Below are 22,221 nucleotides of genomic sequence, written 5' to 3'. Positions count from 1 at the left end.
TCACTCGCCGAACGCGCGTGACAGCAACTGCCGTGCTTCGCCGCGTGACGGCGCGGCATCATTGATCCGGTGCAGCAGGCGCGCGGCCGCTGCGCGGTCGGAGGTTAGCAGCGAATGGGCCATGCCGATCAGCGGTCCATACGCCGGATCGAATTCGGGGCTGAGACGAATCGTATCGAGCAGTCCTGGCGACGCCGCTTCGATCAGGGCCTGACCGCGCGGGTCGCCAGGCAGCGCAGCGCCAGCCTCGAGAAAGCGGTTGCGTGCGCGCCAATAGGCGGTGAGCCGTTCGCTCAGCGTTTCGCGTTTGGGCTCGGTGAGAAGCTCGGCCGCATCGGGCTGCATGGCGCGCATCACAGAAAGCAGCAGGGTCCATGGCGGCGCCGTCAGCGCCTGCACGTTGCGGCGCGCATCGAAGGTGACGAAGGGATAATCGTCGGTGTTGCGAGGACCGTAGCCGGCAAAGGCCGACAAAACGCGGGGACCTCCCAAGTATTGCCCGAGCAGGTCGATCGGCGTCTCGAACCCGATGGGACGTGCGACGGCTCTGATCGTGGGGTCGCCGAGCCGCGCACTGAGCTTGTCCAGATCGAGCGTGCCGCCATCCCGCGGGCCGATCAATGCGAGCATCGGCGTGCGCACGCTGTAATGGTTGAGCCAGGCCGAGCCTCCGGGATAGATCTCCAAAAACGTGCGGATGATCGCGCGCAAAGACGGCAGATCGAGCTGATACAGCGGCAGCCACTGGCAGAACACGCCCCCGGGCGCCAGTCGTTGTCGCACGGCCGCAAAGTGCTCGGCGGTATAGAGTGCGCCGCTGCCATCCAGTGCCGGATGAAACAGGTCGGCGATGATCACGTCGTATTGGCTGGTGTCGGCAACGACATAGCGTCGCGCATCGGCCACGGTCACCCGGGGTGGCGGAGTCGTGACTTGCGGATTCGCGAACCATGGCAGCAGCGCGACGACTTCTTGCGAGAGCTCGACACCATGCACCGTGACGCCGGGCATCTGCGATCCGCCGACCAAAGTGGCGCCGGTGCCGATCCCCAGGAACAACGCGCTGCGTGGTTTCGGATGCAGCAACAGCGGCAGCATGGCCTGGCGGGTGTCGGATCGAGCCGAACTGGTGCCGCCCATACGAAAACGGCCGTTGACCTCGAGATACCGCGCACCTGAGGCGTCGTCGACCACACTGGCTGTCACCATCGGCCCTTCGTGGACGGCGAGCAGTTGGCCCCCGGCGGGCACCTTTGTGAGCGACGGCGCCGGGCGTATCCACAGCACAAGGGCGGCGGCCAGCGGCAGCGCCGACCACGCGAGCGCAGCGCGCCGGAACGGCATCAAGAGCAGATAGCCCAGCGCGACCGGAATCAGCGCCGTCCATGCACTGAGGCCCGGGATGAGCAATTGCGCTGTCAGCAGCGGGGCCATTGCGGCGCCGATGCTGTTGATGCCCACGGCCGACCCCAGCGATCCGCGCTGGTCGCGCACCCGTTGCGCCAGCAGGCCGAACAGGGCGCCCATGGCGGCGGATGGAATGAGAAACAATGCCAGCGCGACAGCCAGTTCTCCGACAATTCCTGTCTCGGTCGCGGTCTCGGCGATGCCGGCAATATGAGGCGTGAGAAATGCCGTGGTCAGGCAGGCCAGCGCGGTGGCGGCGAGAAGCCAGCCGAGGCTCGTGTCCTGGACACCGCGTCCAGCCCGCTGCCAGGCGAGGCCTCCAATCGCGGTGCCAAGCAGATAGGCCGCCAGCAAGCCGGCAAATGTGTAGATCGTGTCCTGCATCACCTGCGCCGCCAGCCGGATGATCAGGACCTCGAACACGATCCCGAGCAGGCCGGTGACGAACAAGGTGATGGTCAATCGCAGGTCTGCGATGTCCTGCGGCTTTGGCTCATCGGCCGGCACCGGTGTTTGACTAGACGTCGCCGGTTCCAGCGCAAGCACACCGAGCGCGCACACGGCATTGACGGCGGCCAGGCAAGCGAGCGTGCCGGACAGTCCCCACGCGGGAAGCAGGACGAACGTCGCGAGCAACGTGCCTGCGACAGCGCCGGCGGTATTGGCGCCATACACGCCGGCGCTGACACGGGAATGGCTGCGGGCCTCCCGCACGATCCGCTCGAGCGCGGTCAGCGTTCCGCCCATGGCCGCGGTGGCCGGCAGCAGCACGAGTGTCGGAAGCGCGAAGCTCGCGGCCCACAGCAGCGCCGGTGCGGGCTCGGTGCCGAGCAGCGGCGCCAACGCGCGGCCGGTGGCGGGCAGGAGCCAGATGCAGATCAGGCCCCAAAGCCCGATGACGGCCTCCAGCACGGCGTACACGGTTCGCGGGGAGCGGGCCTGCCGGATCGGCCGGTCGAGGGCAAACGCCCCCAGCGCCAGCCCGGCGAAGAATCCCGCGACCGCGCCCAGCACGGCCATCATTTCCGAACCAAGCGCGAGGCTCAGCTGGCGCGTCCATACGATTTCGTAGCCAAGCCCCGCAAAGCCGGATGCGGCCACGATCGGCATCAGCAGCCAGCCGGACCGAGTTCGAGGTTTCACGGACAATCGCTCGACCGAAGCCGCTGCACCGCTGTCCTGGTCGGATTGCATGATCGTTTTCCCTGCCTTGAAGATAGGCACAACTGCGCCGGGCAGCGCCTTCGTTCCGCGTCGAGGGGAGGAACGCAGTGCAAACGCAAGATCGATGCGACGTTTCGATCTGACTGATTGCGTGAAATCCCGATGCGCAGCGACAATCCGCACCGGGGCATTCACCTTGTGGCAGAATTACTCAGGACGTATGACGCTCATTTGACAGCGAGAGCGAACGGTTATGTTTGAGGTCGAAGATTAGATCCAGGATCAGGTCGATGTCATAAATCGTCGTCGTCCGTTGTCTAGATGAACGTCAGTGTCGTAAAAGTGAACCTTGGGGCAAATCGGTGTTGTGGGACTGTGGTGTGCTGAGTGGTGTGCGTAGACTGTCCATCGCGGGGGGCCTGATTCTTGTCCTTCCACAAACCGCAGAGGCTCATACGCCGTCCGGCTCGGAGACCGCTCTTCCAGCCGTCACGGTCGAGGCGCCCAAACAACAATTGAAGCAGCGTCAGGCAAGCAAGCGACGCGCCCGAACCGCCGCGCCGTCGCGGGAGCGGCGGTCGCCACCAAGCCCCGCCGTCGAGGCCGCGACAACAGTGTCCAGTGCGCCGAATGTCGGCTCAGGCCCAGCGGGTTCGCCGAACATGGCCAGCGAAATTACCGTGAGCGGCGAAACATTGAACGCGCGCCCGGCCACGCGGCCGGGGGAGGTGCTGGAGGCCGTACCGGGGCTGATCGTGACGCAGCACAGCGGCGAGGGCAAAGCCAACCAATATTTTCTGCGCGGTTACAATCTCGATCATGGCACGGACTTGGCGATCTATGTCGATGATGTGCCGGTCAACATGCGCACCCATGGGCACGGCCAGGGCTACGCGGACCTGAACTGGCTGATGCCGGAGACGGTCAATAGCCTGGATGTCGCGAAGGGTCCCTATTTCGCGGACGAGGGCGATTTCGCCTCGGTGGGACATCTTCACATCGGCCTGATCGACCGGACCGAGAAAAGCATGGCCCAGGTTACCGTCGGCAGCTTTGGTTACAGGCGGCTGTTCGGCATGGGGTCGACGAAACTCGGCGAGGGCAACCTGCTGATTGCCGGCGAAGTCGGCACCTATGATGGTCCCTGGGCCAATCCCGATGACGTGCGCAAGTTGAACGGCCTCGTGCGCTACACCCAGGGCACGGCGCTGGACGGTTTTTCCATCACCGGCATGGCTTATTCGAACAAATGGAATTCGACCGATCAGGTTCCGCAGCGCGCCATCACGTCGGGCGAGCTCGATCGCTTTGGTGCGGTGGACCCCAGCGACGGCGGCAACACCGATCGTTTTGCGTTGTCGGCGCGCATTGCTGGCACCGATGATGCCGGTTCGTGGAAAGCCAATGCTTTCGCGGTCAAGAGCAGTCTCAATCTGTACAACAACTTCACTTATTTTCTCGCCGATCCGGTTTTCGGCGATCAGTTTCATCAGCACGATGACCGCATCGTCGCCGGCGTCAACGCGTCGCGAAGCTTCAACGGATCGTTCGCCGGCCGTCCCATGGAAACGACGTTCGGCATTCAGACCCGTTATGACGATATTAGCCTTGCTCTGACCAATACCTATCAGCGAACCTTCCTCGCCAACGTCCGCAGCGACAAGGTGCGGGAAGCCAGCGTCGGCGTCTATGCGGAGAACACATTGCGCTGGACCGACTGGCTGCGGACCACGCTCGGCTGGCGCGGCGATTATTATGACGCCAGGGTCAACTCGCTGTTCAATGCCAACAACTCCGGAAACTCCAGTGCCGGAATCGGCAGTCCGAAATTCACCATGGTGCTCGGCCCATTCCACAAGACCGAAGTGTTTATTGGCGCCGGCATGGGCATGCACAGCAATGATGCGCGCGGCACCACGATCACGGAATCTCCGACCGATCCATCCACGAAATTGTCTGCGTCGCCGCTGCTGGTGCGGACGAAAGGTGCGGAGGTCGGTGTTCGCACCAAGATCATTCCGGGCCTCGACTCCTCCATCAGCCTGTTCATGCTCGATCAGGCCTCCGAGATTCTCTTCGCCGGCGATGCCGGCGACACCTCGCCGAGCAGGGCGAGCCGGCGCTATGGGATCGAATGGACCAATACTTATCGTCCACGGCGGTGGCTCGAACTCGACGCGGATCTCGCGCTGACCCACGCCCGGTTTGTCGGATACAACAGCGAGCAGGCCGAGGTCTTTGAATCGCTGGCGGGATATCCGCAGGCTCAGATCGGCAATGCGCCGGGCAACTACATTCCCAACGCGCCGGCGATGGTGGCATCCGCCGGCATCACGCTTGGCGAGAAGACCGGCTGGTTCGGTGGGCTGCGCTGGCGTTATCTGGCCTCGACGCCGCTGACCGAAGACAATGCCTTCCGCTCCCAGGCCACCAGCCTGTTCAATGGGCGCGTCGGTTACCGTACTGACAATGGCTGGCGAATCCAGCTCGATGTGCTCAACCTGCTCAACACCAAGACCAACCAGATCTCCTACGCCTACGGCTCGCTGATCAAGACCGACAGCCTGTACAATCTCTGCTATCCGGCCCAGATCGCGCCGGCCGCAGTGTGCCAGAACGGTGTGATGGATTCGATCGTGCATCCGGTCGAGCCGCTGGCGGTCAGGCTTACGATTGCAGGCTCCTGGTAGCTTTCGCGTTCGCCAGGACAGCGGTTGATCGTCAACCCATGGTGCACATCGGTGATAATTCCGAGCATGAAAAAGCCTCAAGAGAAAACCTCCGGCGGGGCATCGCCGGAGGTCGCTGGAGATTCACAAGAGCTGATCAAGGCCCCCTTTCTCTGGTTGCGCGTCAGAAGCTGCGCAGGATCTGGACGGCTCCGTTGTAGAGGTTCTGGCTCTTGAGCTGGAACGTCGAGCCGGCGGCGTAGCCAGGGGGTGTTCCGGCCGCGGCGCTGGTGAAGGTCCCGTTCAGGTTCTGGTTGAGGCGGCTGTAGACGAATTCCGCCGACAGGGTCAGGTTTTGGACCGGAGTCCAGGCTGTCCGCGTCCCGACCTGCGCCGTGCTGATGGCGAAGCTGCCGGTGGCCAGGCCTGCGCCGGTGGAGGAATGCGTGGTTCCCGTGGTGAACGCGCCGGAGGTGCCGTTGGCCATCGCGAGCAGCAGCGCATCGCCGGTCGAGCCATAGGAGATACGGCTGTAGTTGGCGAAGACCGATGTGCGCCATGCGGGCGTCCAGTAGTGTTCGTAGAAGCCGCTGACCTCCCAGGCATTGCTCTTCTGAATGCCGGTGCCGGCGCCGTAGACGCCGTCCAGGATGTAGCCGAACGCCATGCTGCCGGCGAAGCCGGGCGCGCCGCTGCCGATTTTCACCAGACGGCCGGCGCCGGTGGTGTCGTTGGTGCCGCCGAACACATACTTGGCAGCACCGTTGGCAAAGCTCGCTTCCACCTTCAGGCTGTCGCCGGTGCCGGTGGGCAGGTTCTTCAGCTCGAATGCGCCGCTGACCGCGAAGCCCCAGGTGGCGTCGGGCTTGCCGCTCGAACTGTCGCTCGGGGTGTAATAAGTGCCGTGCACTTCGTGCGCCGCGGCTGCGACATGAAACGATCCCCAGGCCTGGTCGACACGTACGTTGCCGACGATGTCCGGTACATGGTCGCCGAGCTGCGCATTACCCTGGAAGGTGTTGCCCGTGGTCCCGTAGGCAGAGGTGGTCGATCCGAACGGGCCGACCAGCGCCGTGGTCGCTCCCGCCAGCGAGGTGTTGACGACACCTGCCGCGCGGTAGGGATAAGCGTCTTCGAGCGAGATCGACGCCGACACGCCGTTGCCGAACGACGCCGTATAGGCCAGTTGTGGGATACCGGTGGCATTGTTCGAGCCATAGAAAAAGCCCGATGTGATCGTCGGCTTGGACAGCGCCCATTGCGGATCGAACTGCGAGACCGCCTTGCCGAAGGTGAAGCCGGCAAACTGGATGAACAGCAGATCGTTCTCGACGAAGCCGCCCGCGATGTTCTCGCGGCCCTGCAGGAAGTCGAACTGCATGTTGGCGTACGTGCGCAAAACGCCGTATTCTGTGGCCGTGCGCGTGTCCATGAACAGGTTCAGGCGCGAACGTGTCGCGAAGTAGCCGCGGTTGTAGGCATTGGCGCTGTTGGCGCCACCACCCCAGTAGGGGGCATCGTAGCTGCCGCCGTTGAACGCGGTGTCGACGCGCAGTGCGCCGCCGATGCGCAGGCAGGTGTCGGTGCCTGGAATGTAATAGAAACCTGCGCCGTACAGCGAGCAGATCTTCACGTACTCGACCGCTTTGGCCTTGACCGGAAGATCGGCAGCCTGCGCGCCGGTCAGCGCGACGAACGCCGCCGTCGTGCCGAACAGAATACTCTTGGCTGTTGTCATGTGTAAAACCTCGAAGTTTGCGTTGCCGGGAGAGTTGCGATCACGCGCGCCCGCGTGTGATCGAGCTCCTTGCCCGCTGAATCCGCCCCTTCGCGTCACGCGTTGCATGCCGCGAAGCCCCGGGCGAAACGACTTGAGGTGCCCCCTCGTCGCATCTTGATGGGATGACAATCGGACAACATTCACAATCCGATATCGCTGTGTCGCGCAAAAGAAACGACGTTTGTATCGTCGCTAACACACTGAGTCCGAACGGGATATTTTTCTTGATGCATAAAGTATCTTTGGTGACAAAACTGATCCTTTTTGTTCGTCGCCGTCGCTTCGCGCGCCTGTTTTGTTTGCACGTGCGCCTTCATTTCAAGCTGATGTGCGCGCAAACGTTGTGCGCTCGCGGTTCTGAGAAACCAACTCGTGCGTATTGCGACAGCCGAGAGCTGGCGTGCGCGTGCGTGACGATGACCGCGTAAAAAACCCCACTGTGTGGTTATCCACAGTGGGGTCATGTGTGTCGCGTGTATGGGGCAAAGCAGCATTGGATCAGGAGCGAAGCTTTCGGCCGGGATCTAGCGCTCCTCCGGCTGGGTCCAGATGCGAACCCCCAGATTAGGAGATCCCATGAATTCAATTCCCGCGTTCTCGAACGCCTGGCGAATCTTTTCCACGGTATCGAAATTGGCCTCGATACGACCTTCCGCGCGTTCCAGCCGGCGGATGGTCGAAAGCGCCAATCCTGTTTGCTGAGCCAGTCGAAGCTGTCTCCATCTCAGGAGCGAGCGCGCTGCCTTGATCTGCCGCGTATCGACAAGCATGGTTGCCCCTCGAAGCTGCCTTAAGGAATCGGCGTGAACCTCAGTTCGCCGAGTGGAGCAACCTTGTCGGTGCGCACCATCTTGTATTCGGTGCTCATCCCCAGCCACTTGTCCCAGATCCGGTTAATCTCGCCGCTCGTGTCCAGCGCCACCAGCGTTTCGTTGACTTTCGCCAGTAGCGCCGGCTCGCCCTTCTTCATGCCGATGCCGATGGGCTGGAGGATCATCGGTTCCTCGATCATCTTGAGCTGCACGCCCGCCGTCTTGGATTCGTTGACCAGTTTGGTGATGGTCATGGTGTTGGCGACCATGCCGACGGCCTTGTTCTGCTGCACGGCCATGAAGGCCGAGCCGGTGTCCTGGAAGGTGAGGGGATCCGAGCCGTTGAGTTTGATCGAAAGTTCGGAGGTTGAACCCTTGGTCGACGCCAGTCGCTTGCCGCTGAAGTCGGCCTTCCTGGAGCCGGGATCGCTCGCTTTGACGGCCAGCATTTCCTTGGCGATGTAATAGGGATCGCTGAACTGGATCTGCTCGGCGCGGCCCAGTGTGTAGGCGAGATTGGCGACGGTGATGTCGACGTGTCCCAGCTTGACCTCGGGCACGCGGGCATCGACCGACAGCGGGGTGACCTTCGCCGTCACGCCCAGGGATTTTGCAATCGCGCCGCAGAGGTCGACGTCGAAGCCCACCATCTCACGCGTTTTTGTGTCGGGGGCCGCGAACGGCGGCACATCGGCAAAGGTGCCGCAGCGCAATTCCTTTCGCTGCACGATGTCCTGCAACTGATCGGCGCGGGCGGTGGCCGTCGTACCGAGGCCGACGGCGGCGATGAGCATGACGCGAATGGCCGGATATCCAAACGAACTTTCAAGTCGCATGATCACATGTCTCCGATGGCTGGTGATGCGTTAGCGGGCGCGAAGATCGGCAAGGAAGCGCTGCGCGCGCGGGTGGTCCGGATTGCTGAAGAAGTGCTTCGGTTCGTCCATGCTCAGGATGCTGCCGGCATCCATGAACCAGACGCGGTCGGCGACCTCGCGGGCGAACGTCATTTCGTGGGTGACGCACATCATGGTCATGCCGTCGGCTGCCAGGCTGCGCATGACGGCGAGAACTTCGCCGACCATTTCCGGGTCCAGTGCGCTGGTCGGCTCGTCGAACAGCATCGCCGGCGGCTCCATCGCCAGCGCCCGGGCGATGGCGACACGCTGCTGCTGGCCACCCGACAATTGCGCCGGAAACGAGCGCGCCTTGGCGGCGAGACCGACCCGGTCGAGCAGCAGCATGGCCTTGTCGTGCGCCTCCGCGCGGCCGAGCCCCCGGATGCGGATTGGCGACAGCATGACGTTGTCGAGTGCGGACATGTGAGGAAACAGATTGAAGCTCTGGAACACGAAGCCGATGCGGCTGCGCAGCCGGTTGAGATCCCGGCTGCTCATCCTGGCGTGAACGTCCTGCCCGTCGAACGTCAGCGTGCCGGACTGGATTTCCTCCAGGCGGTTGACGGTGCGGATCAACGTGGATTTTCCCGATCCCGACGGGCCGCACACCACCACGACCTCGCCCTTGCGGACCGCCGCATTGATGTCGATCAGGGCGTTGAAATTGCCGTACTGCTTGTTGACGTGCGAGAATTCGATCATGTGCGGTTCTCCCGAACGGCTGGTCCCGGATTGGCTCATGGCTCTGCCGCCAGCGGTTTGCCGCCGGGCAGGGCGAAGTCGGTTCCTTGTGCGCTTCCCGGGCCGGCGCGTTTTGTGGCGATCCGCCGCTCGAGCCAGTTCGCGAGCTGCGTGAGACTCCAGCAGACGATGAAATAGATGATGGCGAGGATGATGAAGACCTCGAACGGCTTGGTCAGCAGGCGATTGTTGATCTGGTTCGCCGCGAAAGTCAGCTCTGGCACGTTGATGACGTAACCCAGCGTGGTTTCCTTGATGGTGGACACGAACTGGCTGAGGATGCTCGGCATCATGTTGTAGAGCGCCTGCGGCAGGATGACGTAGCGCATCGCGCTGAGATTGCTGTGGCCGAGCGCGCGGGCCGCATCCATCTGTCCCGCGGGGAGAGCCTGGATTCCGGCGCGCACTACCTCGCTCAGGAACGCGGCTTCGTAGATCACCAGCGCGCAGACCATGGTGACGAAACCCGGCACGGCGCGTCCGATCAGCAGCGGCACCAGGAAGTAGCCCCAGAAGATGATCATCAGAAGCGGGACGCCGCGCATGGTGTAGACCAGCGCGGTGGCTGGCGCGCGCAGGATCCGCCACGGCGAAATTCGTGCCAGCGCCATCAGCACGCTGAGCGGAAACGCCAGCGCGATGCCGAGCACCGACAGCAGCAGCGTTGCCGCGATGCCGCCGAGCGGACCGTTGGGATACTGCCCCACCAGCAGCAGCAGCCAGTTCTCCTGCACGATGCGGATGATCTCGACCAGCATGGATCAGTGTGCTCCCGCCGGCCTGGCGCGCCGGCCCAGCCATGCGCCGATCGCCATCAGGACGAGCGAGCAGGCGAGATAGACGAGGGTCGCGATCAGGAATGTTTCGAAGGTGCGGAAACTCTGGTTCTCGACTTCCCGCACGGCATGGGTCAATTCGGCGACGCCGATCGCCATGGCGAGGCTGCTGTTCTTGAACAGCGACACGGTGTGGTTGATCAGCGCCGGAAGCGCATTGCGGAACGCCTGCGGCAACAGCACGTCGCGCATGGTTCCGATGTAGCTGTGCCCGAGCGCGCGCGCCGCTTCTTCCTGCCCGGCCGCGACCGATCGCAGCCCGGACCGAAGGTCTTCGCTGAAGTAGGCCGCCTGGCAGAGGCCGAGGCCGATGATCGCGAACGTTGCCTCGGCATAATGCGTGCTCAGCCAGTCCTGCAGGGCCGATGGCAGCAGGCTGAAGATGCCGAAATACCACAGCATCAACTGCACCAGTGTCGGCACGTTGCGGTGATAGGAGACGTAGGCGCCGACGGCGCGATCCGCGATCCGGCTTGGCGTCAGGCGGATCACCAGCAGCAGCAGGCTCAGACTCATGGCGAGGATCCAGGAACCGATGGCCACGACCAGTGTGATCTGGAAGCCGTGGGCCAGCATCGCCGCGAACTGTGGGTTGAGCAGGATCGCGGTGATGTCGAGGCCCTGCATCACTGTCACTCAGGAGGCCGTGTCGTCGGCTTCGCGGTCATCAGTCCGCCGGGAACCTGCAGCGTTGGCGTGATCTCGATATGGCCGATGTTGACGGCCACCGGCGCCGAAATCGCGAAGGCGATGGCGTCGGCGACGTCGGAGGCCTCCGGCAGCTCGTATCCCTCGATGAACCGCTGGCGCGTTTCCGGCGAGTCGCCGTGGACATGGGCGAAAATGTCGGTGGCGATGCGGCCGGGACAGATCTCGGTGATGCGCACGCGCCGGCCGAACGCGTCGATGCGCAACTGGTGCGACAGCATGCTGATCGCTGCCTTGGTCGCATGATAGGACGTGTTGCCGCCGAAATGGTAGGCGCCGGCGATCGAGCTGATATTGACCACATGCCCGCGGTCGCGGGCGACCATTCCCGGCACGGTCAGGCGGCACAAATGCAGCACGGCGCGCAGGTTGACGTCGACCAGGAGGTCGATGTCTTCGGCATCGGCCTTCAGGAAGGGGGTCGGGCGATCGACGCCGGCGTTGTTCACGACAATGTCGAACGCCACCTTTTGGGTGAGCTCGGTCACGCCCTTGAGGTCGGTCACGTCGAGTACGTGGGGAATGCAGCCGGTCCGCGCGGCGAGCTCCTCAAGCGCCTTTGCGCTGCGCGCCAGGGCATGGACTTCGAGGTTCTCGCGGCGCAGGCGCTCGACCACGGCGGCGCCAATGCCGGACGAGGCGCCGGTGACCAGAGCGGTTCTGTAGTCAGAAAAAGGCATCGCGGTTTTCCTGATCGTTGAGGAAGATTATCCTCCCACGGGAGGATGCGATAAGATGGAATGTCTGTGGCGGGATAAGGCGGTCTTATGCCTTCTTTTTTTGACGCGTTTTCTTGACGCGAACCGGTATCCACTTCGCTGGAAAACGCTCTAACCCAGCAGACGCGACACCGGAACGATCCGGCCGCCACCGGCCTCGATCTCCCATCTTACGGTTTTCGCAAGCTCCAGCGCGCCGGGCGTATCTCCATGCAGCAGGATGCTCCGCGGCTGCATTTTCAAGGGCTTGCCGCTGTAAGTCACGACCTCCTGGCGTTCGAGCATCCGCCGCACCCGCGCGATCACATGGTGTTGGTCATGGATCACCGAGTTGGGCAGGGACCGCGGAACAAGCAGGCCCTCGTCGTCATAGGCGCGGTCCGCGAGGAAGGTGATGGCGACCTGAAGGCCACAGTCGGCGGCCGCGCTTTCGATGGCGCGGCTGCTGGACGAGATGATGAGCAACTGCGGGTTGAATTGTGCAACTGCTCGCACCAGTGTCGCGGCCAGCGCGTGATCGGCGGCGACCATGTTGCCGAGCGCGCCATGGAAGCTCATGTGGCTCATGCGCGCGCCAGCCCAGCGCGCCATGCCCTCCAGCGCACCGAGCTGGTAGATCACCATCGCGGTGAGCTCGGACGGATCAATCTGCATGAAGCGCCGTCCAAAACCCTGGCGGTCGGGAAAGCCGACATGGGCGCCGATATCGACGCCCCGCGCGCGGGCCTGTTCGATGGTGCGCAGCATGATCGGCGGGTCACCGGCATGAAAGCCGCAGGCGAGATTGGCTGAGGACAACACGTCGAGCAGTGCGGCGTCGTCCCCCATGCGCCACGGGCCAAAGCCCTCGGCGAGATCGGCGTTGAGATCGATGTCCATCGTTTACTGCGCCTCCCGTTCGATCGGCTGAAGCTCGATCAGTCCGGTGCCGAAACCGACCAGAGTGTCGTGCGGAACCAGTGTTGCGCCGATGCGTCCGTCCCGAGGCGCCAGCACCGGAACAACAAGCATGTCGATCCGCAGCAGCCCGACGATGTGCCCGGCGCGAACCTGCGTGCCCGCCGGCGCCAGCGCCGTCGTGTGCAGCGGGTGATGATGCAGGAAGTGCCCAGCCACCGGTGCCGTCACGACAGAGGCTGGCTCAGGGGCATCGACCTGCTGCTTCGTCGCCTGATCTCCGCCGTCGCCGACAAGACGCAACCGGACGGAGGGGCCCGTGAGTTCGAGCGTGTCGATGCCGGCCGCGGCCATCCAGGCCGACAAGTCGCGGAGCTGATCGCCGAACATCGTCAACGGCCCCCCGCTCGGTCGCCATGAAGATCCGCCAGATATCGTGCGTCCGCCAGCCAGCGTGTCGTCTGCTCTTCGGCGGCGATCGCCTCGCTCCAGCATGTCTTGATGAAGCGGATGCGGCTTCCGATCGGCGCCTGGCCAAGCCGCCAGAGGTCGGCGGCGATGACGACGCCGATTTTGGGATAACCGCCGGACGGCTGCGCATCGCGCATCTGCACGATGGGTTGCCCGTTCGGCGGCACCTGGATCACGCCGGGCACGATGCCGTGCGAGCGGGTTTCGATCGGCGCCAGGCGGTCGAGCGGCGTTCCCTGCAAGCGAAAGCCGTACCGGTTGCTGTGCGGCGTGATCTTCCAGGCCTCGTTCCAGAGCGCGTGATGGGCTGCTTCGGTGTAGTGCGCGTATTCGGCGGCCGGCAGCACCCGGACCGCGGGCAGATCGTTCACCATCAGCGGCAGATCGAGGGCCGGCGGATTGAGGCCGAAGTTCGTGCGGCGCGCGACGCTGGACGCAGCTCCCGTCTGCAGCCGGTCGCCATTGCGAAGCTCGCGTCCATCCAGGCCGCCGAAGGCGCCGCGGAGCTGCGTGCTGCGGGAGCCCAGCACCACGGGGACGTCGACGCCGCCGGCAAGACAGAGATAGCTGCGGCTGGCGCGCCATGCTCCCTGCTGCGGGATGCGCAGATTCAGGATCTGGCCGGCGCGCGCGGTCTGGACCCACCATGGCGGCAACGGTCTGTCGTCGAGCAGCGCCTGGCAGTCGGCGCCGGTGATCGCGAAGGCGCAATCCGCGGTGAAGCGCGCCTGAAACGGGAAAACCTGGATCTCGATGCCGGCAGCGTGCGCGTCGTTGCCCAGCAGGATGTTGCCCGCGGAGAGCGCGAGATCGTCCAGCGCGCCCGATGTGCCGACGCCCCATTTCAGCGCGCCGCGTCGTCCCTGGTCTTGCACGGTGTTGAGTGCGCCGGTGATGAGGATTTCGATCATCGGATCACCTCGGCGATCCTGAAACGGAGCTGGTCGCCCGGGCGAAACAGGGCCGGAGGATCGCGCGCGGGATCGAAGAAGCGCATGGTGCTGCTGCCGATGGTGTTCCAGCCGCTCGGGCCATCGGAAGCCGAGACACCGGTTTGCGCGCCCCCGATCGAAACTGCGCCGGCCGGGATACTGACGACCGGCGTCTGGCGCCGTGGCGTCGCGATCCGCGGGTCCATGCCGCCGAGATAACAATAGCCGGGATGGCTTCCCAGTGCGTACACCACATAGGTCGGCGCGCTGTGAAGCGCCACGATCTGGTCGATGGCGAGGCCGGTGTGAGCCACCACATCAGCCATGTGCGGACCACCGGCGCCGCCATACACCACCGGCAACTCGATCAGCCGTCCGTCGACCTGAAGCGGCATCGCGGCATCCCAGGCCGCATGCAATCGCGTCTCGATCGCCTCGGTGTGCTTCGGCGGCCGCGCGAAACTCAGCATGAGATTGTTCATGCCGGGCACCGCTTCGGCGATTTCTGGCCAGCTCTCCGCTTCGCGCGTCAGCGCCCAGATGCGCTGCTGCGTCGCAAGCTCGGTCTCGCCCGGCGCTTCGAACAGCAGAGCGCTGGTTCCGAGCAGGCTGATGCGGGGCTGGTCGGATGTCACCCGCGACCTCCGTCCCGCAGCCTGTGTTCCAGATGATGGATGTCGACATCTGCCGCGACGAAGGCCTCGTCCCGCACCAGGCGACGGTGCAGCGGAAGATTGGTCGCAATGCCCTCGACCTGCATTTCGTCGAGCGCGATGCGCAGGCGCGCCAGCGCATCCGCGCGCGTCTCGCCGTGCGCAATCAGCTTGCCGATCATCGAATCGTAATGCGGCGACACCCGGTAGCATGCGCCGGCATGGCTGTCGATGCGGATGCCAGGACCGCCGGGCAGCTCCCATCGCGTGATCAGGCCGGGCGACGGCATGAACCGCTCGGTGTCCTCGGCATTGATTCGGCACTCGAAGGCATGGCCGCGGCAGCTTATGTCGGCCTGTGAGAAGCCCAGGCGCTCGCCGCCGGCGACGCGAATCTGCTGCTGGACCAGATCGATGCCGGTCGTCATCTCCGTCACCGGATGCTCGACCTGCAGCCGTGTGTTCATCTCGATGAAATAGAACGCGCCGTCCTCGACAAGGAACTCGAAGGTGCCGAGACCCAGATAACCGATCTGCTTGCAGGCCTCGACACAGCGCGCGCCCACCTCCGCCAGCAGGGCATCCGGGATGCCGGGCGCGGGCGCTTCTTCCAGCACCTTCTGGTGGCGACGCTGCAGTGAGCAATCCCGGCTGCCGAGCCACACCACGTTGCCATACATGTCGGCCAGCACCTGGATCTCGACATGCCGGGGGGAGCCGAGGAATTTTTCGATATAGACTTTGGCATTGCCGAACGACCGGCGGGCTTCTTCCCGGGTGACCGACAGGGCATCGGCAAGCGCGTCTTCCGTCTCCACCACGCGCATGCCGCGTCCGCCGCCGCCGCCTGCCGCCTTGACGATCACGGGATAGCCAATGGCGCGCGCGAGGCCACGGATTGCGTCGGCATCGTTGGGCAGCGCCGAATCTGGCCCGGGCACGCAGGGCACGCCGGCGGATCGCATCGCGCGCTTGGCGGCGACTTTGTCGCCCATCACCCGGATGCAAGCGGCGCTCGGGCCGATGAAGGTGAGGCCGGCCTGCGCCACGCGCTCGGCAAACCCCGCGTTTTCCGACAGGAAGCCGTATCCCGGATGGATCGCCCCGGCGCCTGTGAGTTTGGCAGCCATGATGATCGCGGCCTGGTTCAGATAGCTTTCGCTTGCCGCCGCCGGGCCGATGCACAGGCTCTGGTCCGCATGGCGCACATAGGTGGCGTCGCGATCCGCCTCGGAATAGACGGCGACGGTCTTCAGTCCCAAACCGCGGCAGGCGCGCTGGATGCGGAGCGCGATCTCGCCGCGGTTGGCAATGAGCACGGAGTGGAACATGGTCACCGCGGGGCAAACCGCATGAGCAACTCCCCGGCGTCGACCTCGTCTCCCGAACTCGCCATCACGGCTTCAATGATGCCATCCCGCTCGGCGCGGATGGTGTTGAAGACCTTCATCGCTTCGATGATGCACAGCGTGTCGCCGGCCTTGACGGCCTGGCCGGCAACCACGAATGACGCCGCGTCCGGCGATGGGTTGAGATAAAGGATGCCGGAGAGCGGCGCGCGGACGGCGGTGCCGGCATCCTCCGCTGTCGTGGAGGCTGCCGGCGCCTGCAACTCACCGCGCGACGGCGTCGATTCCTTCGCGGCGCGATTGGGCGCCGCCCGCCGCACCAGCCGGAGCGTCCAGCCGTCCTTGCTGGCTTCCAGCTCGGTCAGGTCGGATGATGCCATGGCATCGATGAAAGCCTTGATCTGCTGCAATTCCATCGGTGGTACCGGGGTTTGGCTTTTCGCGCGGACACGCAGGCAGCGTGCAAAAGTTATCGTGCAAACGCTATCGACCCCTCGGCGATGGCGCCAAGACAATATGGCTTTGTCCCGATAAGGCGCGCTTATGAAGCCTTGGTATCCGCAGCGTGTCCGCCATCCGTTGCGGCCGTGCTGCCGGGTAGCACGGTGACGAGCTCCAGCAGAATGTCCTTGATCGCCTGGGCCGGTTCCGACAACGGCAGATGGTCGGATTGGCACAGTGCGAGCGGCGCTTCGATCACCGGGTCCGTGATCCTGGACAGCCATGCATTGCAGGACGCCGCCACCTCGCGCGCCATCGATTCCGGCAGAATCGTTGCGCCGAGGCCGTCGGCGATCACGGCGGTGAGTGTGCCTGCGGATTCGATCTCGGCCAGCACCCGGGGCGTCATCCCGGCGCCGGCGAACGCGTCGTTCACCATGCGGCGCACCACATTGTAGGGCCGCGGCAGGTACAGCTCCAACTCTGCGATCATGCGCAGCGGCACTTCGTCCGGCGGCGCCAACATTTGCTCGGAGCCGACCAGGAACAACTGCTCCTTGAGCAGGGGGATGAACGACAGGCCGTAAACCACGCTCTGTCCGCCATACAGCACCGCAAGGTCCATGCGCCCGTTCATGATCAGCTCAGACAGCGTGTTGCCATAGGTTTCGTTGAGGTACAGCAGGATGCCGGGATGACGTGCACGCACGGTTCGCAACAGCGGCAGCGCCAGTTTCGCCGCCGCGGTGCCCGGGGCCAGCCCGACCGACACCGCGCCCGAGAGGCCGCGGCCAGCGGCGGTCATGTCCACCTTCGCCTGTTCGCACTGGCGAAGGATGAGCTGGGCGTGGCGATAGAGCACCTTGCCCGCTTCCGTTGGTGAGACGCCGCGCTTGGTCCGCAGTAGCAGCTGCTGCTTGACCTCGCCTTCCAGCGTCGCCAATTGCTGGCTGAGCGCCGGTTGCGCCACATGCAGCAGGTCGGCGGCCTGAGTCAGGCTGCCGATGTCGACGATCTTCACGAAATACTGCAGCCGTCTCAGATTCACCCGGTGGCTCCCTCCCGCTGCACACGCTCTGGCAGTTGCGCGGCCGGCATGTGCAGAAGTCGTGCAAGAAGTTTGCCACACACTACCCGAAATGGCTGCAACCCATAAGAGTTTCCTATCTAGGCAGACCGAACTCGTCTTGGCCTTCGCCCGGGACGAACGCTAGCTTGCCGCCCCGACAGCAAGACCGGGGTTTGATGTGACTTCTTTCCATATCGCTGAACGCGTCAGACGCATTAAGCCGTCGCCGAGCACCGCTGCGGCGGACCGCGCCAACGAACTGCGACGGCAAGGCAAGGAGATCGTCAGCCTGGTCGTCGGCGAACCCGATTTCGATACGCCGCCACATGTCCGCCAGGCTGCGGCTGCGGCCATGGAAAAGGGCGCCACCCGCTACACGCTGATGGCAGGCACCGTCGATCTCAGGCGTGCCATCGCGGCGAAGCTGGAGCGCGAGAACGGACTGACCTATCAGCTCGATGAAATCATCGCGACCAACGGCGCCAAGAGCGCGATCTACAGCGCGCTCGCGGCGACGCTGGAGCCCGGCGACGAGGTGATCATCCCGGCGCCGTACTGGGTGTCCTATCCCGACATGACGCTCGCATGCGACGGCACGCCCGTGTCCGTGTCTTGTGGCGAAGCCCAGGGTTTCAAGCTGACAGCGGCGCAGCTGGAGGCCGCGATCACGCCGAAAACCCGCTGGCTCCTGATCAATTCGCCCAGCAATCCGACCGGCGCAAGCTATACCGCCGATGAATATCGCGCGCTTGCCGGTGTGCTCGCCAGGTATCCGCAGGTCATGGTCATGACCGACGACATCTATGAGCACATCCATTATGGCAGCACGCGCGCCCCGCATCTGCTGACGGCGGCTCCCGAGCTGCGCGATCGCACGCTCGCCATCAACGGTGTGTCCAAGACTTACGCCATGACCGGCTGGCGGATCGGCTGGATCGCCGGCCCGCGTCCGATCATCCAGGCGATCAATACGCTGCTGTCGCAGTCGTCGGGCAATTGTTGTTCGATCAGCCAGGCCGCGGCTGCCGCCGCGCTCGACGGCGACCAGAGTTTCGTGGACCGAAGCGTTGCGATCTATCGGCAGCGACGCGACGCAATGCTGCCCCTGATCAATGCGATTCCCGGCCTGAGCTGCAAGGCGCCCGACGGCGCCTTCTATCTCTATGTCAATTGCGCCGGCCTGATCGGCAAGACCACGCCGGACGGCAAGCTGCTCGAGGCCGATGGCGACGTCGTGCTGTATTTCCTGGAACGCGCCGGTGTCGCATTGGTTGCCGGCACCGCGTACGGGCTGTCACCCTATTTCAGGCTGTCGATCGCCACCGACATCGAGACGCTGACCGAGGGCGCGGGGCGTATTGCACGCGCCGTGGCGGATCTGCGTTGATCTCATCGCTATCCAAGGAATCGTTCTGATGCAGTTCTCTGGTCTCAAGAAAAATCCATCCGTGCCGCAAGCGCCCGCAGACATCGTGACGAGGCTCCGCGACATTCCCGTCGCGCTGCTGAGCGACAACATGCAGCGCAACCGCGGTGCGGTGGGCCTGCAGCCTTATCACAAGCCGGCTCCGCTTGCGGGAACGGCAGTGACCGTGCTCACCCGCGGTGGCGATAACCTCGCCATCCTGCGCGCGTTCGAATTCTGCCGTCCCGGCGATGTCATGGTCGTCGATGCGGGCGGTGACGTCACCAATGCGGTGATCGGCGGCATTTTGTCCTATTACGGCGCCACCATCGGGCTGGCGGGTATGGTGATCGATGGCGCGATCCGCGACGTGGCGGAGATCGGCGAGCGTACCTTTCCGGTCTACGCCCGCGGCGTCAATCACCGCGGGCCTTATAAGGACGGCCCCGGCGCCATCAATATTCCGGTCACGGTCGGCGGCATGACGGTTCAGCCGGGCGATCTCGTGGTCGGCGACCAGGACGGCTTGCTGGCGTTCGCGCCCGAAATGGCGTCCGCCTTGATCGAGAAAGCCGAGGCCCAGCGCGCCAAGGAAGAAGCCACCATGGCAGCGATGCGCGAGGGCCGATGGGATCGCTCGTTCATCGACGCGCTCGAGGCGAGATGTATGAACTGACGCGCGCGGCTTGAGGGGGCGTCCTTTAGCGATTGCTGAACTTGGCCGGGCGCTTCTCGATGAAGGCCGCCATGCCTTCGGAGCGGTCCTCAAGCGCGAAGGTCGAGCGGAACAAGTCGCGCTCCACACTCATGCCTTCCGCCAGGGTGGTTTCCAGTGCGCGGTTGACGGCGCTCTTGGCCATCGCGGCGGCCGGTTGCGACATGGCGGCGATCTTCTCCGCCATGGCGAGCGCCTCGTCCATCAGCTTGTCCACCGGGAAAATGCGGCTGACCAGGCCAGCGCGCTCGGCCTCCGCCGCGTCCATCATCCGGCCGGTGAGGCAGAGGTCCATCGCCTTGGATTTGCCGATGGCGCGGGTGAGGCGCTGGGTGCCGCCGATGCCGGGGATGGTGCCGAGGGTGATCTCCGGCTGGCCGAACTTGGCGGTGTCCGAGGCGACGATGATGTCGCACATCATGGCGAGTTCGCAGCCACCGCCCAGCGCATATCCGCTCACCGCGGCGATGGTCGGCTTGCGGCACTCCGCCACGCGTCCGCCGCCGATGCTGGAGAAATCGGAATTGAACATGTCGATGAAGCCCTTCGGCTGCATCTCCTTGATGTCGGCGCCGGCGGCAAAGGCCTTTTCGTTGCCGGTGATCAGGATGCAGCCGATGGCGTTGTCGTCCTCGAGATCGTTGACGGCGGCGGCGATCTCGCGAAACACCCCGAATGACAGCGCATTGAGCATTTTCGGGCGGTTCAACCGGATGATGCCGACCGCGCCTTTGTGTTCGACGATGATGTGTTCGAATGTGCTCATGATCCGTCCCGGAATTATGTGTGGTGTGGGGCTGCTGATCAGCCTTTGACAGGCGTGCAATGTGCCCGCTCGGGGGATCGGCGGCAAGACTTGAGGGTGACAGAGACCGCAATACGAAAAGCCGGCCCGCGGCGCGGACCGGCTTTGGCAAATATCATGTTGCCGTCAGGCGATGAACATGCGTGCGGCGGAGGCCAGTGTCAGCAGGCCGCCGAAGCCGATGAAGATCTTGCCGATCAGCGAGGTCTGGCTCCACGCATCGTCGGAGCTTGCGCTCGCCGTCTGTACGGTCTGGGAGGTCGGCCGGAGGGTTTTCGAGGCCGGCTTCTGATCGGTTTCCGCCGCACGATCGAGCTCGTTCAGTTGATCGGATGCGATGACCTGTGCGTCGTCCTCGGTGGTCAGTGCCGGATTGGCGGTTGCGGCCTGCGGTGTGACCCGTACCGCCATCGTCGTCACGGGGCGCGGGCTGTCCGTAACAGTCGTGGCTGCAGCTCCCGTTGGCCTAGCTCCCATTTGCGCGTTGGCATTGGCCCACGGCGTCGCGTTCGGTTTGTTGTCGTCAGACTTGGCAGTTTCAGACTTGGCAGTTTCAGATTTGGCAGCTTCAGACTTGCCGGGTTCGACCTTGCTGGAGGCGCGGTCGCCCTGATCGGCTGTCTTGTCGGCACCGAACATCTTGTCCGGACTTTTCTTTTCCGAGACGGTCGTCTTGGACGCCAGTTTGTTGGATTTTTCGGCCGCTTTCTCCGAGCCGGACGATGCCTTGGTGTGGCGTGACTTTTTCTTGCTGGCCTTGCTGGTCTCGACTGCCGGTTCCGGCGCGGCGGCCGCGTCGGGCTGCACCTGCTGTTCTTGTTGCCCTTGCGGGTCGGCATTCTGCGCCAGCAAGATCCGTCCGCAATCGGATGTGTTGCAGGCACGCGCAGGCATCGTGGTCAGTGCCAGAAGTCCCGCGGTGATGACGATAAAGGCCGAGCGCCCGTTGGCCTTGGTTTGCATTGGCAAATCTCCCCGTTTGCCGTCCCCGGCAAACCGGCAAGGAGCGCCGCCGCCGTGTCTGCAGGTGGGCGAAAAAAGGGAATCTTTCGTCTGCTACAGGGCAAAAGCTGGGCGTCCCGCCGAGGGCCGCCTAACTTCCGCGCGAATCGGTGAAATCCAGGGCGTTCACGATTGCGTGATTGCAAATCCGGCTCGTAACAAAGTACGAGGGGACGCGAATATCGACGTGGGAGCGCCCGTGCGGGGACGTGAAGACGAGTGGACCGACCTGATGCGGTCGGCCAATGCGGGCGACAACGCCGCTTACCACCATCTGCTCAAGGCCGTAACGCCGGTCCTGAGGGCCGCGACACGCCGTGGATTGGCGCGCGCGGGCCAACCGGTCGACCAGTCCGAGGATATCGTGCAGGAGATCCTTCTTGCGGTGCATTTGAAGAAACACACCTGGGACGCGAACGCGCCGTTCGCACCGTGGCTGTTCACGATTGCCCGCAACAAGCTGATCGATGCGCTGCGTCGGCGTGGCCGGCGGATCTTTGTCAATATCGACGACTTCGCGGAGATCATTCCCGGGGAACAGGTGGAGGACACGCTGCCGTCCGGCGAAGTGGCTTCTCATCTCGCAGGTTTGCCGTCGCGTCAGCGCGATGTACTGCAGTCGATTGCAGTGGAGAGCGTATCGATCAAGGACACCGCGAAAAAGCTCGCGATGAGTGAGGGGGCCGTTCGCGTTGCCCTGCATCGTGGACTTGCAAGCCTTGCCAGCAGGCTTCGGAAGGATTGAGC

General features: G+C 64.1%; 21 protein-coding genes. 4 read left to right on the top strand and 17 right to left on the bottom strand.

Translation table 11 applies throughout. The annotated features are described in order from the left end of the window. Entirely contained in the window at positions 1–2,517 is a 2,517-nt protein-coding gene (locus tag RS897_RS39150; RefSeq protein ID WP_315838889.1) for a spermine/spermidine synthase domain-containing protein, read from the bottom strand. A gap of 716 nt (positions 2,518–3,233) precedes the next feature. On the opposite strand from RS897_RS39150, the gene RS897_RS39145 reads away from it, so the two are divergent. Further along, on the top strand, positions 3,234–5,261 hold the full coding sequence (locus tag RS897_RS39145) for a TonB-dependent receptor (protein WP_315834007.1): 2,028 nt from the start codon (positions 3,234–3,236) through the stop codon (positions 5,259–5,261). Between the two features lie 163 nt (positions 5,262–5,424). Here the strand turns inward: RS897_RS39145 and RS897_RS39140 are convergent, their stop codons facing one another. The 14 genes from RS897_RS39140 to nac all read right to left on the bottom strand — a co-directional run bounded on the left by RS897_RS39140 (position 5,425) and on the right by nac (position 17,526). Further along, entirely contained in the window at positions 5,425–6,978 is a 1,554-nt protein-coding gene (locus RS897_RS39140) for a porin (protein ID WP_315834006.1), read from the bottom strand. A 566-nt stretch (positions 6,979–7,544) separates the two neighbouring features. Beyond that, entirely contained in the window at positions 7,545–7,790 is a 246-nt protein-coding gene (locus RS897_RS39135) for a helix-turn-helix domain-containing protein (RefSeq protein WP_315834005.1), read from the bottom strand. Between the two features lie 20 nt (positions 7,791–7,810). Continuing rightward, positions 7,811–8,626, bottom strand: a complete 816-nt coding sequence (locus RS897_RS39130; protein WP_315838888.1) for an ABC transporter substrate-binding protein — start codon at positions 8,624–8,626, stop codon at positions 7,811–7,813. A 72-nt stretch (positions 8,627–8,698) separates the two neighbouring features. After that, positions 8,699–9,472 (bottom strand): amino acid ABC transporter ATP-binding protein, encoded by a 774-nt coding sequence (locus RS897_RS39125; protein ID WP_315834004.1) that lies wholly within the window; start codon positions 9,470–9,472, stop codon positions 8,699–8,701. Continuing rightward, on the bottom strand, positions 9,469–10,230 hold the full coding sequence (locus RS897_RS39120; protein WP_315834003.1) for an amino acid ABC transporter permease: 762 nt from the start codon (positions 10,228–10,230) through the stop codon (positions 9,469–9,471). Before RS897_RS39120 ends, RS897_RS39125 begins: the two co-directional genes overlap by 4 nt. 3 nt (positions 10,231–10,233) lie before the next feature. After that, the gene (locus RS897_RS39115; RefSeq protein WP_315834002.1) at positions 10,234–10,935 is read right to left on the bottom strand and encodes an amino acid ABC transporter permease; all 702 of its coding nucleotides are present in this window, start codon (positions 10,933–10,935) and stop codon (positions 10,234–10,236) included. Positions 10,936–10,940: 5 nt separating this feature from the next. Beyond that, positions 10,941–11,696, bottom strand: coding sequence for an SDR family oxidoreductase (locus RS897_RS39110; RefSeq protein ID WP_315834001.1), 756 nt, complete (start codon positions 11,694–11,696; stop codon positions 10,941–10,943). Between the two features lie 150 nt (positions 11,697–11,846). Further along, positions 11,847–12,614 carry a LamB/YcsF family protein gene (locus RS897_RS39105; protein WP_315834000.1) on the bottom strand — a complete coding sequence of 256 codons (768 nt, stop codon included), beginning with the start codon at positions 12,612–12,614 and terminating at the stop codon, positions 11,847–11,849. Between the two features lie 3 nt (positions 12,615–12,617). Beyond that, a complete protein-coding gene (locus RS897_RS39100; RefSeq protein WP_315833999.1) occupies positions 12,618–13,022 on the bottom strand; it encodes a hypothetical protein in 405 nt (134 codons plus the stop codon). A 2-nt stretch (positions 13,023–13,024) separates the two neighbouring features. Further along, positions 13,025–14,014 (bottom strand): 5-oxoprolinase subunit C family protein, encoded by a 990-nt coding sequence (locus RS897_RS39095; RefSeq protein WP_315833998.1) that lies wholly within the window; start codon positions 14,012–14,014, stop codon positions 13,025–13,027. After that, positions 14,011–14,670: a 5-oxoprolinase subunit PxpB gene (pxpB, locus tag RS897_RS39090; protein WP_315833997.1), complete on the bottom strand. Its 660-nt coding sequence runs from the start codon at positions 14,668–14,670 to the stop codon at positions 14,011–14,013. Before pxpB ends, RS897_RS39095 begins: the two co-directional genes overlap by 4 nt. Then, positions 14,667–16,019, bottom strand: coding sequence for an acetyl-CoA carboxylase biotin carboxylase subunit (gene accC / locus RS897_RS39085; protein ID WP_315833996.1), 1,353 nt, complete (start codon positions 16,017–16,019; stop codon positions 14,667–14,669). The genes pxpB and accC overlap by 4 nt, the downstream gene beginning before the upstream one ends. A 2-nt stretch (positions 16,020–16,021) precedes the next feature. Continuing rightward, the gene (locus RS897_RS39080) at positions 16,022–16,453 is read right to left on the bottom strand and encodes an acetyl-CoA carboxylase biotin carboxyl carrier protein (RefSeq protein ID WP_315833995.1); all 432 of its coding nucleotides are present in this window, start codon (positions 16,451–16,453) and stop codon (positions 16,022–16,024) included. Between the two features lie 125 nt (positions 16,454–16,578). Then, complete coding sequence (nac, locus tag RS897_RS39075) at positions 16,579–17,526, bottom strand: nitrogen assimilation transcriptional regulator NAC (protein ID WP_315833994.1); 948 nt, start codon at positions 17,524–17,526, stop codon at positions 16,579–16,581. A 199-nt stretch (positions 17,527–17,725) separates the two neighbouring features. Between nac and RS897_RS39070 the strand changes: the two genes are divergently transcribed. Both RS897_RS39070 and RS897_RS39065 read left to right on the top strand, forming a co-directional pair. Further along, a complete protein-coding gene (locus RS897_RS39070; RefSeq protein ID WP_315833993.1) occupies positions 17,726–18,934 on the top strand; it encodes an aspartate transaminase in 1,209 nt (402 codons plus the stop codon). Positions 18,935–18,962: 28 nt separating this feature from the next. Beyond that, positions 18,963–19,628, top strand: coding sequence for an RraA family protein (locus RS897_RS39065; protein WP_315833992.1), 666 nt, complete (start codon positions 18,963–18,965; stop codon positions 19,626–19,628). Between the two features lie 25 nt (positions 19,629–19,653). Here RS897_RS39065 and RS897_RS39060 read toward each other — a convergent pair whose 3' ends face one another. Together RS897_RS39060 and RS897_RS39055 are read right to left on the bottom strand one after the other, a co-directional pair. Then, complete coding sequence (locus RS897_RS39060) at positions 19,654–20,433, bottom strand: enoyl-CoA hydratase (protein ID WP_315833991.1); 780 nt, start codon at positions 20,431–20,433, stop codon at positions 19,654–19,656. A 165-nt stretch (positions 20,434–20,598) separates the two neighbouring features. Beyond that, positions 20,599–21,435 (bottom strand): hypothetical protein, encoded by an 837-nt coding sequence (locus RS897_RS39055; RefSeq protein ID WP_315833990.1) that lies wholly within the window; start codon positions 21,433–21,435, stop codon positions 20,599–20,601. A 238-nt stretch (positions 21,436–21,673) separates the two neighbouring features. Here RS897_RS39055 and RS897_RS39050 point away from each other — a divergent pair, with 238 nt between their 5' ends. Further along, positions 21,674–22,219 (top strand): sigma-70 family RNA polymerase sigma factor, encoded by a 546-nt coding sequence (locus tag RS897_RS39050; protein ID WP_315838887.1) that lies wholly within the window; start codon positions 21,674–21,676, stop codon positions 22,217–22,219. Positions 22,220–22,221 lie beyond the last annotated feature (2 nt).

The organism is Bradyrhizobium prioriisuperbiae (assembly GCF_032397745.1).
In the GTDB taxonomy this organism is placed as follows: domain Bacteria; phylum Pseudomonadota; class Alphaproteobacteria; order Rhizobiales; family Xanthobacteraceae; genus Bradyrhizobium_A; species Bradyrhizobium_A prioriisuperbiae.
The sequence above is the reverse complement of the archived record's forward strand: the minus strand, read 5'-3'. Positions and strand labels throughout refer to the sequence as shown.